This window comes from Methylotenera mobilis JLW8 (assembly GCF_000023705.1).
Classification (GTDB): Bacteria; Pseudomonadota; Gammaproteobacteria; order Burkholderiales; family Methylophilaceae; genus Methylotenera; species Methylotenera mobilis.
The window spans coordinates 1,758,886-1,773,080 of sequence record NC_012968.1; the positions used below are offsets into that span (position 1 = coordinate 1,758,886).

The 14,195-nt window shown below is 43.6% G+C and carries 11 protein-coding genes; 3 read left to right on the plus strand and 8 right to left on the minus strand.

Annotated elements, in window-relative coordinates; genetic code table 11:
• Positions 1 to 137: 137 nt before the first annotated feature.
• Together MMOL_RS08185 and MMOL_RS08190 are read right to left on the minus strand one after the other, a co-directional pair.
• A complete protein-coding gene (locus MMOL_RS08185) occupies positions 138 to 830 on the minus strand; it encodes a glycine zipper 2TM domain-containing protein (RefSeq protein ID WP_015832552.1) in 693 nt (230 codons plus the stop codon).
• A gap of 166 nt (positions 831 to 996) precedes the next feature.
• A complete protein-coding gene (locus MMOL_RS08190; RefSeq protein ID WP_015832553.1) occupies positions 997 to 2,226 on the minus strand; it encodes a Y-family DNA polymerase in 1,230 nt (409 codons plus the stop codon).
• 133 nt (positions 2,227 to 2,359) lie between these two features.
• On the opposite strand from MMOL_RS08190, the gene msrA reads away from it, so the two are divergent.
• Positions 2,360 to 2,899, plus strand: coding sequence for a peptide-methionine (S)-S-oxide reductase MsrA (msrA, locus tag MMOL_RS08195; protein ID WP_015832554.1), 540 nt, complete (start codon positions 2,360 to 2,362; stop codon positions 2,897 to 2,899).
• A gap of 407 nt (positions 2,900 to 3,306) precedes the next feature.
• Here the strand turns inward: msrA and MMOL_RS08200 are convergent, their stop codons facing one another.
• The 4 genes from MMOL_RS08200 to htpG form a co-directional block, all read right to left on the minus strand.
• Complete coding sequence (locus MMOL_RS08200; RefSeq protein ID WP_015832555.1) at positions 3,307 to 3,708, minus strand: hypothetical protein; 402 nt, start codon at positions 3,706 to 3,708, stop codon at positions 3,307 to 3,309.
• 966 nt (positions 3,709 to 4,674) lie between these two features.
• The gene (locus MMOL_RS08205) at positions 4,675 to 5,358 is read right to left on the minus strand and encodes a DUF4197 domain-containing protein (protein WP_015832556.1); all 684 of its coding nucleotides are present in this window, start codon (positions 5,356 to 5,358) and stop codon (positions 4,675 to 4,677) included.
• Positions 5,359 to 5,483: 125 nt separating this feature from the next.
• Complete coding sequence (locus tag MMOL_RS08210; protein WP_015832557.1) at positions 5,484 to 8,003, minus strand: glycogen/starch/alpha-glucan phosphorylase; 2,520 nt, start codon at positions 8,001 to 8,003, stop codon at positions 5,484 to 5,486.
• Between the two features lie 162 nt (positions 8,004 to 8,165).
• Entirely contained in the window at positions 8,166 to 10,067 is a 1,902-nt protein-coding gene (htpG, locus tag MMOL_RS08215; RefSeq protein WP_015832558.1) for a molecular chaperone HtpG, read from the minus strand.
• 215 nt (positions 10,068 to 10,282) lie between these two features.
• On the opposite strand from htpG, the gene MMOL_RS08220 reads away from it, so the two are divergent.
• Together MMOL_RS08220 and MMOL_RS08225 are read left to right on the plus strand one after the other, a co-directional pair.
• Complete coding sequence (locus MMOL_RS08220; RefSeq protein ID WP_015832559.1) at positions 10,283 to 11,806, plus strand: Ppx/GppA phosphatase family protein; 1,524 nt, start codon at positions 10,283 to 10,285, stop codon at positions 11,804 to 11,806.
• A 76-nt stretch (positions 11,807 to 11,882) separates the two neighbouring features.
• A complete protein-coding gene (locus MMOL_RS08225) occupies positions 11,883 to 12,368 on the plus strand; it encodes a hypothetical protein (RefSeq protein WP_015832560.1) in 486 nt (161 codons plus the stop codon).
• Positions 12,369 to 12,617: 249 nt separating this feature from the next.
• Here MMOL_RS08225 and MMOL_RS08230 read toward each other — a convergent pair whose 3' ends face one another.
• Both MMOL_RS08230 and MMOL_RS08235 read right to left on the minus strand, forming a co-directional pair.
• Positions 12,618 to 13,565: a PA2778 family cysteine peptidase gene (locus MMOL_RS08230; RefSeq protein ID WP_015832561.1), complete on the minus strand. Its 948-nt coding sequence runs from the start codon at positions 13,563 to 13,565 to the stop codon at positions 12,618 to 12,620.
• Between the two features lie 45 nt (positions 13,566 to 13,610).
• Positions 13,611 to 14,009: a PA2779 family protein gene (locus MMOL_RS08235; RefSeq protein WP_015832562.1), complete on the minus strand. Its 399-nt coding sequence runs from the start codon at positions 14,007 to 14,009 to the stop codon at positions 13,611 to 13,613.
• Positions 14,010 to 14,195: the final 186 nt, after the last annotated feature.

The following is a 14,195-nucleotide window of genomic DNA, read 5'->3' on the forward strand; positions in this document are numbered from 1 at the left end:
ATAAGAACTACCAATTTTACTTGCAACCAGATGACTATGGGACACATCGCATAAAAAAAGCCTAGCAGCAATAAGCTACTAGGCTAAATCAAAACCATATCATGCAAAGGTTATTTCACACTTACGTTACTTCACAATTAGTAGTAACGACGATCATCCCTATCGTAGCGATCATCGCGGTCATAACGCTCCTGATCTTTCCAGTCATGTTTACCGTGTCCTCGATTCCCACGCCATTGGCCATCACGGCGATAACCAGGATCAACATAGCTGATTTGTGCAGGCGCATAACGGTTTGGCGCCACCATCACATTCACATCCACAAAACGACCAGGATGCTCAGCGGTCACCGTGTTATAGGTTCTACCGTTATACTCATAAGTGACAAAATAGCCAGTATTCACAGTTTGCCAACGGTCTACCTGATAACACACATCTACCGGCACGTTGCGTGTTACTACTTCATTCGGGCGACTATTCGCAATACGGTCACCCGCAATCGCACCAACACCGGCACCAACTGCGACTGCCGCAACACGGCCACTACCTCGACCTACCGTGTTACCTAACAAACCACCAGCAATACCGCCGATGATTGCACCTGTCATTGAGCGATTACCTTGAGAGTAACTCTGTTGCTGATACTCTGTACGGCATTCTTGCTGTGGAGTATTGATACGCTCTGTTTGCGGCGTGACTGAAATCACGCGTGCAGTATCGATATATTGATCACTGGCCAACGCTGGCGTTGCAAACACTGCTGCGATCAATGCAGGCACCGCCATTGCCACGCGCGTGCTATTAACAACGTTCAACTTAAAATTACGCATTTTACTTCTCCTCTATTTCTAGATTTTATTAAGCCACTGAATCAGGCCAACTCGTCGTAGCCATGCTCAGTTAACGCGATTGTTTTAAATTGGCTTACCAGAAATTGTTAATAATTTGTAACTAATGATTTTACGTAGCAGGCATTACTCAACATTAAGTAACGATTTACTCATCACTCTCTACATCCATATCAGGAATATGATTAAACGCGATACGCATCGGCGCATCTTTGAGTGCCTCATGCGCACCACCAAAGTAAATCGTATTTTTACCAAATTTTGAATTAAGGCTATCAATGGCCTGATTTAATTTTCTCTCGTTTTCCAACGGAGCTACCTGAAACAAATCTCGAGCCACTTCATCTGCCGTGACCAGCCCTGAAAAAGACACGCCAACTGCATACGGCTCCGCATCGGTCACCGGATAATGCTGCATAAAAGCTTCTAGCGCTTCAATTAGCCGTAAAGTGTTATCCGTAGGTGATAGCGCACTTTCTTTTTGCCAACTAGGCTTATTTCTAAATTTCACCTTAACGCTAATTCTTGAAGCGAGTAAATCGTAGCTACGCATACGCATACAGGCTTTTTGCAACAAGCGGTGCAATACCGCCCTTACGCCCACTTCGTTGCGCTGCTCAGGCGGCATCACATGTGAGTGCCCTAAACTACTGCGCGCGTTTTTAACGTAATAAGGCTCTATGCCGCGTAACTTATCATACATGCGCTCACCTTCCACGCTACCCCATGCCACCTGCAACTGCTGCCGATTAGCAGCATACAACTGCTCCACTGTCGTAATCTTGTACCGATTTAAACGCGCCTCCATCTGCTTACCAATGCCATTTAAATCGCGCAGTTTTAATCCATACAAACGCTGCGGTAACTCATTGAAGACAATCAGCACGCAGCCATCAGGCTTTTGCATATTTGAGGCAACTTTTGCCAAATAAGTATTAGGGGCAATGCCGATAGAACAGCGAATAAAACTGCCTGCTTTTTCCGCGAGTACCGATTTAATCTTTGCCGCCAATTTAAGTGCATTGTCTGGCTGCTGCTGACTGCCAGTGAGCTTACAAACCATTTCATCAATTGAGAGTACTTTTTCTACGTGAGTACAACTCTCCACAATATCAATTAAAAAATGGTGATACTGCACATAGACCGGCGGCCGTGCCTCCACAAAAATAATATCCGGGCACAACTTGCGCGCCTCACTGACCAGCGTGCCGGTTTTAATACCAAACGCTTTGGCTTCATAACTGGCTGCAATACAGCAAGTGGTTTCCGCCATCACTGCCAGCACGCCAATAGGCTTGCCTCGCAGCTCAGGCACTAACTGCTGCTCAACTGAGGCAAAATAAGAATTAAAATCTACGTATAAAGCATTTAACTGCATGGATAATAGCAATGAAAATATTTAGAAAAAATGAATGTTTAGCCCAATGTTGTGACTAACAATACAGCAGATAATTAGCGCCAAGCATGAAATATAGCTTAAACACTCTCAGCATTATTATAAGGATTACATCATGAGTCATGAAGAAATTGCAGTATTTGCCGGCGGCTGCTTTTGGTGCACAGAACCGGTATTTAGCCAGCTGAACGGTGTAAAGAAAGTTATCTCTGGCTACATCGGTGGACACACCAGCAACCCAACCTACAAACAGATTTGCAATGGAGATACCGGTCATGCTGAGGCCATTCAAATCACTTATGATGCAGAGTTAATTAACTTTGAAACGCTGCTAGAAATATTCTTTGTATCGCACGATCCGACTACGCCGAATCGCCAAGGCAATGATGTTGGCACCCAGTATCGTTCTGCCGTGTTCTGCCAAAATGAGGCTCAGCGCACAGCCACCGCCAGCATGATTAATACATTAAATAAACAACAGATTTGGGCCAGCCCCATCGTGACCGAGATCAATGCCGCTGAAACCTTTTACCCAGCGGAAGATTACCACCAGTATTATTTTGATAAGAACCCCAATCAACCTTACTGCATGGCAGTCGCCGCACCTAAAGCCGCTAAAATTAGAGCCAAGTATGCACAGTTAATTAAAGAATAAAAAACTAACACACTCTAAATTTAGCCTCTGCTACCAATTTTAGCGGTGGCGCTATAGCGGATTTGCAGCAGGTCGAATGTGACAATCAAAGAGCAAAACCGATACATGAGTGGGAATAATCATACTGAAGGTGTAATCTTCTACCCTAATACTGTTATCGCTTGGTGTAACTGAATGATCTGCACCTGCTAAATGCTAGCAGATTTCTTAATGAATGTATTTTTCTCTTGTTAGCAATCTTCAGCAAGCAAGGCATTGGCTATAGAAACCAAGATCAAAAACAACACCAAGTGAACTGAGTAATATTTCATTTGATGCAATTAGTTTTTATCATCATTTTGATACAAAGCCATTATGCCTATGAAAAAGTACCCAAGACCTAATCTTTATTTATGCAATCATTGCAATTAATTTTGTACCAGATTGATTAATAAAAACCCTATGATTACGTTAACAATCACAATCAAAACAAATGAAACAGCATTACTCACCAAACTACTTCTTAGCATCTTTCCGGTTTCATTTAGATATTTATCTGAGAAAGCTATTGGTGACAACACGAATACGGTTGATAAAAACAACTCTTCATTTTTATGCAGAACCATTTTTAAAAAATCACCGTATCCTTCAGATAGAAAGCGCATGGCGAGCGCAATATTGCATATTAAAAAACTAGCATCAAGCCCTAAAACAATCCTAAATAAAACTGAGCTTGATATGTTCTCCATAGCAAAAAATACTGCAATTGACACAAGACACAACACAAAGACAAACCCACTACTCAATAACTTCTTACTAATAAAACTCATTTCAAATCCTCAACTGCCACTACACTTTGAGCTCATACCAAACTTGTAGAATGTTTCGTTAATCACGCAAACTACTTTTCTGCATGGCACGTATTATTTGCACAAGCCATTTACCATTGAACAGAAAAGCCAAATTGCGTACAGCATTTACTAAACACACATGCTACTAAATTATTAAAACCTTCACTGTAAATTATTGTTAACTCACTTCTATAAATCCTTGCTTTATCTAGCAAAACTCTCCCGTATAAAGTTTCATAAATCTTGGCTTGTCCATTATCGTTTTATGTAAGTCTAAGCACATAAGCATCTATTTGGTAGGCCACCTTATTCAAACCAATTCAGCATCACATATTAGAAACTAATATTATCGTTATGGCACAAGCACTTGAATCGACGTATTCTGTGACTCATTTACCTTAAGTAAATCAGGCTATGTAGTGCCTACCGGTGCAGAGATTTTGATTGATGTTAAGGTTTGTGCAATAAAAGTAGAGGATTGCCTTACAAATTCTAAGTAGCAGAAATGGGGACAGACACAATTTTCCAAATAATATGTTGTGGTTGCTGGGGAATTGCGAAACGAGGAAGGCCTGCTATCGTATTAACAGATAGAAAGCTAAATTAGAAATGCAACTTCATCACAATAAATCGTGTGTGATTCGATTTTTGTTTATTGTTCAGCCACATTTTTTTGAGAATAATATCAGACCAGCTAGGGTTTCAGCTCTGCCGAACTATAAAGTTAACAATTATTTACATTGCTCATACAGTTGCAATGTGAGAACTATCAATACGAAATTGATTAGGAATAGAAATTATTAAATTTCAGGGGAAGACATCAAGTTTCAGGTAAAGCCATTAGCGCATGTCTAATGCTTTAAGCACGCACTTAAGCAAAAGACACTCTAATAAAAAAGAAAGCGCAAGCAAGTGTAACTAATTGCTTGCGCACATTTTTTTACATTAGTTAATCAGCGCACCAAATACTTTTTTAATCGCGTTGCTAGCTTGCCCGACCGGGTCTTTGCGAATAGCAGCTTCTTCTTTTGCCATCATCAAATACACACCATCCAGTGTTTTTTGCGTGACGTACTGCTCTAGGTTGGCTTGTTCTTTTTTAACTACACCGTACTTGCTGCCCAACTCTGCAAATTTATTATATTGCTGAGCCAACTGTACGTTCTCTGTGGCTTTTTTCACGATAGGTAAAAACTTCTCGGCCATAGGCGCTGAGGTGGTTTTTTTGAAGTATTGCGTTGCAGCATCATCACCGCCAGTCAAGATTGCTTTAGCGTCTGCAACACTCATTTTTTTAACCGAATCCTCTAACAAGGCTTTAGCTTCGGGCACGGCGGCTTCGGCTGCACGATTCATTTTAAGCACCAACTCATCCGCCTGCTTGCCCATGCCAAACATGCGCATGGCCTTTTCTGCTTTTTGCATGGTCTCTGGCAACGGAATTTTTACTTCTTTATTGCCAAAGAAACCATCTGTTGCACTTAGTTGGCCAACAGCCTTACCAGCGGCCTGAATAAGCGCCTCTTTTAGCCCGCCGCTTGCTTCTGTGTTACTCAAATCGTTCACGCTCAAGGCATTGGCATGCGTTGCAAACAATATAAAACTTAAAACTGCCACTAAGTAGCGCATATGCTTCTCCATTCATTACCCCAAACTGGGCGCTGTAAAATTAACGATACGATTCTAACTGAATAGTATGACAATTAATTGGCAGTATCAACTTAGCGCCCAATAGACCGTAATGCAAGCTAGATCTATTTCTTGGCTTTAGCGTTTGCATGCGGAGTTACATGCCAAATTTCCTTAGCGTAATCGTTAATGGCACGATCACTTGAGAATTTAGCCATATTCGCTACGTTCAAGATCGCCATACGCGTCCAGTCCTCTTGTTTCTGGTATAGCTTGCCAACACGGTCTTGCGCTTCAATGTAGCTCGCATAGTCGGCCAGCAACAAGTATTGATCGTTGTTTAGCAAATTATCAACAATGACTTTATAACGGCCAGGCTCATCAATAGAGAAATAGCCATCGGCGATCATATCCAACACCTGCTTAAGCTCCGGATTGCTATTGTAGTAATCGCGAGGTTGGTAGCCACTTGCCTTTACTTCAGCCACTTGCGGTGTGGTTAAGCCAAAGATAAAGATATTCTCATCGCCAACTTCTTCTTTAATTTCCACGTTAGCGCCATCCAGTGTGCCTATCGTTAGCGCACCGTTTAACGCCATCTTCATATTGCCAGTACCGCTCGCCTCTGTGCCTGCGGTAGAAATCTGCTCAGAAAGATCGCTGCCCGGAAACAAAATCTCAGCAGCGGACACTTCGTAATTTGGGTAAAACACCACTTTCAAGCTGTCACCTACCGCGATGTCCTCATTCACGATGGTGGCAACATCATTAATCAAACGAATAATATGTTTTGCCATCCAGTAGCCAGGCGCAGCCTTACCACCAAAAATAACGGTACGTGGTGTAATTCCTTTTTCACCACGACGAATACGGTTATACAAAGTAATCACATGCAGCACATTGAGCAGTTGGCGTTTGTACTCATGGATACGCTTGATTTGCACATCAAACAAGCTGTTCACATTCAACTTCACACCAGTTTTAGCTTCAATCTTTGCCGCTAGACGTTGTTTATTTGCAAGCTTGACCTGGGCAAATGCTTTTCTAAAATCTGCGTCATCCGCTAATGGTGTAATTTTCTTAATCTGCGTCAGGTCTTTTTTGAAGCCAGACCCAATTGCCTTCTCGATTAAGGCAGTTAAGCCTGGGTTAGCTTGATTCAACCAACGACGTGGCGTAATACCATTAGTCACATTGGTCAGTTTTCCAGGGAAAATGCGGTCAAAGTCAGCAAACAGCGTGCTTTTCAGCAATTCACTATGCAGCGCCGCTACACCATTGACGGTATGACTGCCAACCACGGCCAAATGTGCCATGCGCACACGACGGCCATTGTTTTCATCAATAATAGATACACGTTGTAACAGCTCGGCATCACCCGGGAAGTGGTGGTTGACCATGTGCAAGAACTCATGGTTGATTTGATAAATAATTTCCAAATGACGTGGTAACAAACGACCGAACAAATCCACCGTCCAGGTTTCCAGCGCTTCTGGCATTAGCGTATGGTTAGTGTAAGCAAAAATCTTAACCACCAACTCCCAGGCAAAAGACCACGGCAATTGATAGACATCCACCAACTGATACATCATTTCAGCCACACCTACAGATGGGTGCGTGTCATTGAGTTGAATCGCTATTTTCTCTGGCAGGATCTTCCAGTCATCCTGCGTTTTCATTTCATGCGTGCTTAAAAAGCGGCGCAAAATATCTTGAATAGAAGCAGAAACAAAGAAATACTGCTGCTTTAAGCGCAGCTCTTTACCAAGCACTGACGTGTCATTCGGGTAAAGTACTTTTGAAATATTCTCGGTCGCATTACGCTCTTCTACCGCTTTTTCGTAATTACCGTCATTGAAATGCCTTAAATCAAACTCACGCGCGGCTTTAGCTGACCATAAACGTAAATTATTGACAGTATCTGTGCCATAGCCAGGCACCGGCACATCATAAGCCATTGCAATCACATGCTCAGCGTCTACCCAATGCTGAATCTCTTCGCCCTGATCATTTGGGTATTTGACAACATGACCGTGAAACTTGATGTTATAAGTGGCCTCCGGACGTTGGAACTCCCATATATTGCCGTACCGCAACCAGTTATCCGGGTTTTCTATCTGCTGGCCATTTTCTATGGATTGCCTGAACATCCCGTACTCATAGCGAATGCCGTAGCCTGCCGCTGGAATATCCATCGTGGCCATTGAGTCAAGAAAGCACGCCGCCAAACGACCTAAACCACCGTTACCTAATGCCGCGTCGGTTTCAAACTCTATCGCGTTCTCTAGACTGCGACCTAAGGCATCCATGCCTTCCCTCAACTCTTCGTTAATGCCCAAGTTTAGTGCAGCGTTGCTCAGCATGCGCCCAATCAAAAACTCTAAGGACAAATAGTAAACGCGCTTCGGGTCGTCGCGATAATAGGATTCTGCCGTTTGTACCCAGCGCTCCACGACATGATCACGCACGCTATAACTCGCAGCGTCATACCAGTCCCTTGGCGTTGCAGCCTCGCTGGTCTTGAAGCTAGAGAATATCAAATGATTTTTTAAAGCCTGTTGAATTGGTCCGAGCTTGGGGATTGCAATCGACTTAGCTTTGACTGTTTTTTTAGGTTTAGCTTTAGTTTCGGCTGGCGTTTTCATTTTAGATAATCTTTAAATGATTGAATGGTAGTTTCATTTTAGCAAAAATTGCGCCAGCTTTATGACTGTTGTTTGAAAGTTGCATGGCAAATCTTCATTGTTCACTGCCATAAAAAAACCGCCGAGCTTACGCAGGGCGGTTTTTATATTTAGAACAACAACTTAGCTAATCAGACTATTCATACGTTTTACAAAACTAGCTGGGTCTTCCAACGTGCCACCTTCTGCCAATAACGCCTGGTCGAACAACACATGCGTTAAATCTGCAAATACCGCCTCTGCAGATTCGTTTTCCAGGCGTTTCACCAGTTTGTGACCCGGATTGATTTCTAAAATTGGCTTACTTTCTGGTGCGTTCTGACCAGCCGCTTTTAAGATACGTGCCAAGTTGCCTGACAAATCTTGCGCATCACTCACCAAGCATGCAGGAGAGTCTGTTAAGCGATGCGTCACGCGCACGTCTTTAACTTGGCTGCCCAGTGTTTGCTTAATCTTTTCTACTAAGGTTTTTGATTCTTCTTCAATTTTCTTTTGAATCTCTTTCTCGGTTTCGGATTCAAGCTTACCTAAATCTAAATCACCCTTAGCAATAGATTGCAGTTTTTTACCTTCAAACTCGGTCAAGCTACCAAGCAGCCATTCATCCACGCGGTCACTCATCAGCAATACTTCGATGCCTTTTTTGCGGAAAATCTCCAAGTGCGGGCTATGCTGTGCCGCAGCAAAGCTATCGGCTGTGATGTAATAAATCACATCTTGCTCAGCTTGCATGCGTGAAATGTAGTCTTTGAACGATACATCCTGCACGTCGGTATCAGCCTTGGTTGAAGCAAAGCGCAATAAGCCGGCTATTTTCTCTTTATTGGCAAAATCTTCGCCTGGGCCTTCTTTGAGTACACGGCCGAACTCTTGGTAGAATTTAGCGTAGTCTTCAGGCTTGTTTTCAGCCATATCTTCGAGCAGACCTAATACCTTTTTCACAGAGCCCGCTTTAATCGCATCTACGTCACGGCTAGACTGCAAGATTTCGCGCGAGACGTTAAGTGGTAAATCTGAGGTATCAATCACGCCGCGGATAAAGCGCAGGTATTGCGGCATTAATTTTTCTGCGTCTTCCATGATAAACACGCGTTTAACGTAAAGTTTAATGCCATGACGACGGTCACGGTCGTACAAGTCAAACGGTGCTTTAGCTGGCACGTACAGTAAAGAAATATACTCCTGCTTACCCTCTACACGGCTGTGCGTGTAAGCCAGTGGGTTTTCAAAGTCATGAGATACATGCTTGTAAAACTCTTGGTACTCTTCTTCAGTAATATCATTTTTGCTACGTGCCCATAATGCAGATGCTTTGTTGACAGTTTCATCCTCATCGGTTGCAACTTCAGCACCATCTTTCCATTCTGATTTCTTCATCACAATCGGCAAAGTGATATGGTCTGAATACTTGCGGATGATGGTTTTCAGTTTCCAGTCGCTTAAGAACTCATCTTCACCTTCACGCAAGTGCAGCACGATTTCAGTACCGCGACTAGTCTTGTCTGCAGCTTCAATTGTAAAGTCACCTTCACCAGCAGACTCCCAACGCACCGCTTCTGTTACACCAGCACGGCGTGTAGTCAGCGTTACCTTATCGGCAATAATAAAGGCTGAGTAAAAGCCCACACCGAACTGACCAATTAAATTAGCATCTTTTGCTTGGTCACCGGTTAAGGCGTTAAAAAACTCTTTAGTGCCAGATTTAGCGATAGTACCAATATTAGCAATTACTTCTGCGCGGCTCATGCCGATACCGTTATCGCTAATGGTTAAGGTGCGTGCTGCTTTATCAAAAGCGATGCGGATTTTTAACTCGCTGTCATTTTCGTACAAAGCACCGTTGGCTAACGCTTCAAAACGTAATTTATCTGCAGCATCTGATGCATTTGAAATCAACTCACGTAGCACAATTTCTTTGTTGCTGTATAGGGAGTGAATCATCAACTGCAAGAGTTGTTTCACCTCAGCTTGGAAAGCCATTGATTCTTTTGGATGAATTTCTTGTTGCGCTGTCGCAGTGGACATAAATTAAGCTCCTAATGTTAAGAATAAAACAATAGTAGCTATGTGGGGATTAGCAAAAAAATTTCAAGCGACAAGTTTAATGCCATGATTAAATTGTTATGCAAAATAATCAATGTCATTAAACTTTCAAACTATAATCACAAAATAAACAGTATTATTGTTTTTATATAAAACTGTTTTCACATAAAACTCGCACAAAAAGCTCTGCATCCTTTATGAATAATCAATCAAGTAACTCACCCGCAGATAAATCACTACTCGCGGCAATAGACCTTGGCTCCAATAGCTTCCGGCTTGAAATTGGCCGACTGGATAGCGGTCATATCGAGCGTGTGGAGTACATCAAAGAAGCGGTACGACAAGGTGGCGACCTAGATGAGGAGCGTAACCTAACCACCGATGCCATCGAACGCGGCATTCGCTGCTTATCTAGATTTGGTGAGCGCTTGCAAGGCTTTGATGCATCGCACGTACGTGCAGTTGCCACACAAACCTTGCGCGAAGCTAACAACCGCGATCACTTTCTCAAACTGGCAAAAAAGGCACTAGGCTTTGAAGTTGAGGTAATTTCCGGCGTAGAAGAAGCGCGTCTTATTTACCAAGGGGTAAGCCGCTTTTTACCCCAGTCCGATGAAAAAAGATTGGTGATAGACATCGGCGGACGCTCAACCGAGTTCATCCTTGGTCACGGTTTTGAGTCTACACAAACCGCATCACTGCACGTAGGCTCTGTGGCATGGGCACTCAAGCACTTTAGCAACGGTGAATTTACTGAAAAGGCATTTACACGCGCTGAGATTTCAGCCGAATCCATCTTTGAAACCTTGGGTAATCACTTCAACAACAAACACTGGGATGTCGCCTACGGCGCCTCGGGCACGGTGGGCGCGGTTGCAGATGTGCTAGCGCAATATGGCAAACCAGCTGATTCGGTTAGTAGAGAAAGCCTATATTGGCTAAAAGAAGAACTGCTCAAAGCAAGATATGTAGATAAGCTACGCTTGAATGGCTTAAAAGAAGACCGCAAACCGGTGATTGCCGGTGGCTTGTCAGTGCTGATTGCCGTGTTTGAGTTCCTCAACATCGATAACTTAAACGTGGCAAAAGGTGCGCTACGACACGGCTTGCTCCATGACATGCTGGCACGTGAGAACGACATACTGGACTTGCGTAATACATCAATTCAGCGCTTAGCACGTAAATTTGATGTAGATGAAACGCATGCCAACACGGTTGCTGAAGTTGCTGAGAAGTTATTTGAGAAAATCAGCGATGGCACAACCTTTGCAGACGGCGAATACTTTAAGCACGCCCGCAAATTACGCTGGGCAGCACAGTTGCACGAAATTGGCGGCATCATCTCCCCAGTAGATGCGCACTTGCATGGCGCCTACATCCTAGACCATACAGAACCAGTTGGCTTCTCACAAAGCGAGTTGCATTGCCTAAGTTTAATTATCTTGGGTCATCGCGGCAAATTAAAGCGATTAGAAGCCGACTTCTCAGACCGTATCTTTATGATGCAATTAATTTGCATGCGTTTGTCTGTCATCTTATGCCACGCACGGCAAATGCCAAACTTACGCGGCATACAACTCACGTTAAACCACAATGGCTTTAAGGTCACACTACCAAAATCGTGGGCAACAAAATATCCGCAATCCCACTACCTGCTGGATGAGGAAACACTGGCATGGCAGAAAATAAACTGGCACTTTGAGCTAGTAACCACAATATAAAACTGTCACAAAAAATTCATTTGCACTAAAAAATAAACGGTATAAACTGTTTATATCGTTTATTTGGAGTGTAACCATGTCAAAAATCAATGCAATCCAGGCTGAAGCCTTAAAATCAACACCTGAAAATACAAGCAGCGTAGAAGCAAACAAACCTGCCACCAAGGCAGCACCAGCCAGCAAAGCTACTGTTAATCCAACTGCAGCGAAAACCAACGCTGTAAAGCCTGCGACCGCAGCCAAACCAGCAGCAAAAGTTGCCGCTAAAGCTAGCGCCGCTAGCAGCAAAAAACCTGCAGAGAAAACCGCTGAAAAAAATAAGGTTGCAAAAGAAAAAACGCCTAAACTAAAAATGGAGCGTGATAGCTTTACCATGCCTAAAACTGAGTACGCGCAATTTTCCGTACTAAAAGAGCGTTTGACTAAATTAGGTCAACCAGCCAAAAAGAGTGAGTTATTACGTGCAGGTATCATGCAGTTAAGCGCAATGACCGATGCCGCCTTAAAGGCAGCGATGGGTAAAGTACCTGCCATCAAAACCGGCAGACCTAAAAAGAAATAAGCACGACTGGTGATGAAGGTTGATTCGCGTCATTACTACTTAAAGTTAAATTCTGCTGAAGTTAAACTCTGGTAATGGCGCGATGATCCAATCTAGCGTCAGTTAAGTTTTTTGCGTAAAAAAATAACTAACTTTATATCAACGCACCTTTAGAAAAACCGGCTTTATTACAACTCACATAGATAGGTAAGATAGTCTTAGGTAAGATACTCCAGTGATATAGACTGGTGTTACCTCAGCAGCCTAATACTAGTGTGGGGATTTCTTGATATAAGCGTTAACTTCATCTACCGTTTTGCTAACCTCTACTCGTAAAGCAGGATCTGCCTGTGTCAATTGCAACGCTTTCTCGGCAGCATCTTTAGCAGCCACCGCATCTCCTTGCAGCAATAGCACATTAGCCAAATTATTATATGCAGCAGCAGAGTTAGGGTGTGCAATCGTTGCGCTGCGGAAAGCCCTTACCGCATCAGCGTACTGGCCTAGCGCATAAGCACTGTTACCCAGCCCCATCAGCAGCACCAAATGTTTAGGCCAACGTGTTGCAGCTGCATCATAGGCTAAATAGATATCGGTCTTACTGGCATTGTTCTCAAAAGCCACGATTGCTTTGGCCACGGCATCCGGGTCATCAGCCTTGGGTAAATTACCCGGTTTCAATGCGACAAACGCCCAATAATTGCTACGCGCCCAAGTGCGCTGAAAAGCGCTCAAGCTCATTTCAAAACGTTCATAAGTGCCAGAACGTAACCAGACCAACTCTCGGTCTAGATTGTAGCCAACCACTACCGCATAATGCCAAGAAGGCACCCAAGACAGACCTAAATTCTGCATCACCACCACCACATTACCGGAGGCAACTTCTGCCAGCACAGCATCAAGCTTAGGTGCCACTTTAATCGCCAATGCGCCATGTCTGCGTGCTGCAGCCAACATTTCAATTTGTAAACTACCTTGACGGGCGGGAATATAAACTTCAGGTACCAGTTGCTCTTGCGTCACGCGAATTTCAACAGCATTGAGCGCTGTTGCTAATGCGGCAGGCCCGCAGTGATATAACGATTGGGGGAAGAATGGGGTTTGAGTCAGTTCATGCTGTCTAGGCAGCGATGTATTTTGTACGGTTTCACGTACACCTGTTGCAGCACAGGCATTGAGTAGCAAACAAAAAGCCAGCACGATCCACTTATGTAACATGCTGGCTTTCTGTTGTAACAAGATCTAAATCAGACTAACACACGATTAGCGGATAGAACGTGTAAATGGATAAACTTTAGTAAAACCAAGAATATCAGTTAATAACAGCACTAAAAATACCAGAACAATTGCACCAATAATGCCGCTACCCGCTGGTGCATTTTCAATCTGAGTCGCCATAGCGCTAGCTTCTTCATCTGTAAGTGAAGCAACGCGGCTACGCGCTTGTGCTGGATCAATACCCTTCTCAATTAGCGCGGCCTGCACATCTTGACGTGACAAGGCGGTAACAATACGCGCACGGTCTTGATCACCTGCAGTTGAAAAGGCGCTTTCCGCAACCTGTGCCGAGCTAATCATGGCGGCCTGCACTGTTTGCACAGATCCTGTAAATAAAATAGAAGCGGCAAGAAACGTACTGAAAAAACGTTTAACAAAAATCATGGCAAGTACCCCTTATCATTAAAGTTTAGTTAAAAGACGATTTAAATCTTACTGCTCACCCTAGTTTCTGGAAATAGGCTCAAAAGCCATCACATATGGAGAAATACGCCTACGGAGCAAAAGTAACACAGTTCAACAGCCGTGTATAGACATACGTATGCTGAAATTCTGAAGCTGCATACCGTT

Coding starts and splice junctions, on each gene's coding strand:
- MMOL_RS08205 (WP_015832556.1), bottom strand. CDS start 5,358: ATGCGCTACTTAGTGGCAGTTTTAAGTTTTATATTGTTTGCAACGCAT.
- msrA (WP_015832554.1), top strand. CDS start 2,360: ATGAGTCATGAAGAAATTGCAGTATTTGCCGGCGGCTGCTTTTGGTGC.
- MMOL_RS08220 (WP_015832559.1), top strand. CDS start 10,283: ATGAATAATCAATCAAGTAACTCACCCGCAGATAAATCACTACTCGCG.
- MMOL_RS08185 (WP_015832552.1), bottom strand. CDS start 830: ATGCGTAATTTTAAGTTGAACGTTGTTAATAGCACGCGCGTGGCAATG.
- MMOL_RS08210 (WP_015832557.1), bottom strand. CDS start 8,003: ATGAAAACGCCAGCCGAAACTAAAGCTAAACCTAAAAAAACAGTCAAA.
- htpG (WP_015832558.1), bottom strand. CDS start 10,067: ATGTCCACTGCGACAGCGCAACAAGAAATTCATCCAAAAGAATCAATG.
- MMOL_RS08235 (WP_015832562.1), bottom strand. CDS start 14,009: ATGATTTTTGTTAAACGTTTTTTCAGTACGTTTCTTGCCGCTTCTATT.
- MMOL_RS08190 (WP_015832553.1), bottom strand. CDS start 2,226: ATGCAGTTAAATGCTTTATACGTAGATTTTAATTCTTATTTTGCCTCA.
- MMOL_RS08230 (WP_015832561.1), bottom strand. CDS start 13,565: ATGTTACATAAGTGGATCGTGCTGGCTTTTTGTTTGCTACTCAATGCC.
- MMOL_RS08200 (WP_015832555.1), bottom strand. CDS start 3,708: ATGAGTTTTATTAGTAAGAAGTTATTGAGTAGTGGGTTTGTCTTTGTG.
- MMOL_RS08225 (WP_015832560.1), top strand. CDS start 11,883: ATGTCAAAAATCAATGCAATCCAGGCTGAAGCCTTAAAATCAACACCT.